Here is a 2463-nt window from a genome sequence, read left to right on the forward strand (position 1 = left end):
CCGTTTTGACCCCACCTTCCGGATCAGCTTGCGATTGTTGATGTTGTGGCCGAACGAGGCTCCGACATATGACGATTACAGGGTTTACGCATAGCACCAGTGTGGACGTGCCGGTGCAACGGTTTGAGGTCTTCACGGGAGCGGGCCGGCGGCGCGACTGGAGCGACGAGGAGAAGGACCAAATCCTCGCCGAGAGCTATAGCGGCGAGATGTCGGTGAGTGCTGTTGCGCGGCGGCATGGTTTATCCCCAGGGCAATTGTTCACTTGGCGGCGGCAGGCGCGTGAGCAAAGGGAGGCAGCCGTGCCGCCGATGTTTGTGCCTGCGGTCATTGATCGTGCGGTAGAGCCACCTCCGCCACCGCGAAAGACGATAGCGAGGCAAGCACCTCCCATTGCGGCAATCGAGCTGGAGGTTGGCGGCGCGATCGTGAGGATCGCATCTGGCACGGACAGTGCAACCATTGCCGCCGTGATCCAGGCCTTGAAGGCATCATCGTGATTGGTCCGTCTGGTGCGGTAAAGGTCATGATCGCCACCAAGCCTGTCGACTTCCGCAAGGGCGCGGAAGGATTGGCGGCACTGGTGAAGGCCGAGATGGGTGCCGATCCGTTCTCGGGCACGATCTACGTGTTCCGAGCCAAACGCACCGACCGGATCAAACTGATCTTCTGGGACGGCAGCGGCGTGTGCCTGGTCGCTAAGCGACTTGAGGATGGCGAGTTCCATTGGCCTCGAATGCAGGACGGCGCGATGCATCTGACCGCTGCCCAGTTCTCGGCTTTGTTCGAGGGATTGGACTGGAAACGGGTGCATGCGCCGAGCGAAACGCGCATCCCGGTAAAGGCTGGATAGCGGCCGCGACCAATTGAATCAGCGCTGTCCAGCCTCTCGATCCGAGCGGTAAAATATGCTGTTCTCGATCCATGACGATGACGGCAGACGAGCTTCCGGATGACCTGAACGCGCTGAAAGCCATGGTGCTTTCGCGCGAGGCAGAGAATGCCCGCCTTCGCCAGATCATCAAGGAATTGCAGCGCCACCGCTTCGGCCGCCGTGCCGAGACCCTCCCCGAAGACCAGCTTCTGCTGGGGCTTGAAGAGGCCGAACAAGTCGAGGCGGATAGCCTGGAAGAAAGGGAGCAGGCGTCATCCGATCTACGTCGGGCGCAGGTCGCCAAGCGGCGCACCAACCGGGGTTCGTTGCCAGCACAGCTGCCGCGCGTCGAGATCGTGGTTGATATCGATGACCATGCCTGCCCGTGCTGCCACAATGACCTGCATCGGATCGGCGAGGACGTCAGCGAGAAGCTCGACATCGTGCCCGCCCAGTTCCGCGTGCTGGTGGTGCGCCGCCCAAAGTATGCCTGCCGGGCCTGCGAGGAGGTCGTTGTCCAGGCTCCGGCCCCGGCAAGATTGATCGAAGGTGGCATTCCGACCGAGGCTACCGTCGCCCAGGTGCTGGTCTCCAAATATGCCGACCACTTGCCACTTTATCGCCAGGCGCAAATCTACAAGCGTCAGGGCATCGACCTCGACCGTTCGACGCTCGCCGACTGGGTCGGTCGTGCCGCCTGGTATCTTCGCCCCGTCCATCAGCGGTTGCTCGATCATTTGAAGTCGTCGTCCAAGCTGTTTGCCGACGAGACGACGGCCCCGGTGCTCGACCCGGGACGCGGCAAGACCAAGACCGGCCAGCTTTGGGCCTATGCGCGTGATGACAGGCCGTGGCAGGGGGATGACCCACCCGGCGTCGCCTATGTCTATGCGCCGGATCGCAAAGGCGAACGGCCGATGGCCCATCTCGATGGCTTCGTCGGCATCCTGCAGGTCGACGGCTACAGCGGATATCGCCCGCTTGCAGCAAAGAACACCGTGTCGCTGGCCTTCTGCTGGTCTCACGTTCGACGCCGCTTCTATGAACTGGCCGCCGCTGGCCCGGCACCCATTGCCAGCGAGGCGCTCAAACGCATCGGCGAACTCTACAGGATCGAAGACGAGATACGTGGCCTCACAAACGAGGAGCGTAGCGCCACGCGCCAACAAACGAGCCGCCCGATCATCGACAGCCTCGCTCCCTGGCTGCGTGAACAACTCGGCTACATCAGCCAGAAGACAAAGCTCGCCGAAGCAATCCGTTATGCCTTGTCACGCTGGGACGGCTTGACCCGCTTCATCGACGATGGCCGGATCGAGATCGACTCCAACACTGTCGAGCGATCCATCAGGCCAATTGCCCTCAATCGCAAAAACGCGCTATTTGCCGGTTCCGACGCCGGGGCCGAACACTGGGCAACCATCGCGTCGTTGATCGAGACCGCCAAACTCAACGACGTCGAGCCGCTGGCCTATCTCTCAGACATCCTCACGAAGATCGTCAACGGCCATTCAAATAGCCAGATCGACGACCTGTTGCCGTGGGCCTACGCCGCAAACCGCGAACTTAAAGCCGTGGCCTGAGAACAT

The 2463-nt window shown here is 61.6% G+C and carries 3 protein-coding genes; all 3 read left to right on the forward strand.

Annotated features, from left to right (window positions below; genetic code table 11):
- The first annotated feature begins 68 nt into the window (after positions 1 to 68).
- Positions 69 to 500, forward strand: a complete 432-nt coding sequence (gene tnpA, locus AC2YI2_RS34880) for an IS66-like element accessory protein TnpA (RefSeq protein WP_137128765.1) — start codon at positions 69 to 71, stop codon at positions 498 to 500.
- Positions 497 to 853, forward strand: coding sequence for an IS66 family insertion sequence element accessory protein TnpB (gene tnpB, locus AC2YI2_RS34885; RefSeq protein WP_435269828.1), 357 nt, complete (start codon positions 497 to 499; stop codon positions 851 to 853). The genes tnpA and tnpB overlap by 4 nt, the downstream gene beginning before the upstream one ends.
- A gap of 71 nt (positions 854 to 924) precedes the next feature.
- Positions 925 to 2457 (forward strand): IS66 family transposase, encoded by a 1533-nt coding sequence (gene tnpC / locus AC2YI2_RS34890; RefSeq protein WP_487391102.1) that lies wholly within the window; start codon positions 925 to 927, stop codon positions 2455 to 2457.
- Positions 2458 to 2463: the final 6 nt, after the last annotated feature.

The organism is Rhizobium sp. SRI_017 (assembly GCF_057586295.1).